Here is a 463-nt window from a genome sequence, read left to right as displayed (position 1 = left end):
CCCGCGTCGCGCCCTCGCCAAACGGGACGGAAGCATCGAAGGGCGCGATAGCGATATCGGTGAAGCCGGCCGCCGTCAGGATCCGACCCACCCGCCCCGGGTCGCCGAACGAGAATGGACCGGGCGCTTCGGGATCGGGCAGCGCCGTCGGCGGGACGATGCCTTTGATCGCGCCCATCGGCAGGCGCACCCAATCGTTCTCGGCCGCGCCACGCCAGCAGACGAAAGCGGCCCGCCCGCCCGGCTTGAGCGCGCGGCGCATATGGGCGAACGCCCCTGTCGGATCGTCGAAGAACATCACCCCGAAACGCGAGAACAGGATGTCGAACGCCCCCTCGGGCAGCTCGGCGCTGCTGGCGTCGGCCACCCGGAACAGGGCCGGCGTATCCCTTGGCGCAAGCGCGCGCGCTCGGGCGATCAGCGGTTCGGATATGTCCACGCCCAGCACTTGGCCCCCCGCGCC

At 71.3% G+C, this 463-nt stretch carries 1 protein-coding gene; it reads right to left on the bottom strand.

Features of this window, described 5'->3' with window-relative positions; translation table 11 throughout:
• Positions 1-463, bottom strand: a 463-nt coding sequence (locus CWO91_RS42455; protein WP_130221202.1) for a class I SAM-dependent methyltransferase, incomplete at both ends; no start/stop codon positions are given.

This window comes from Bradyrhizobium genosp. SA-3 (genome assembly GCF_004212635.1).
GTDB lineage: Bacteria > Pseudomonadota > Alphaproteobacteria > Rhizobiales > Xanthobacteraceae > Bradyrhizobium.
Note: the sequence above shows the minus strand (reverse complement) of the source record. Positions and strands in the feature narration are given on the sequence as shown.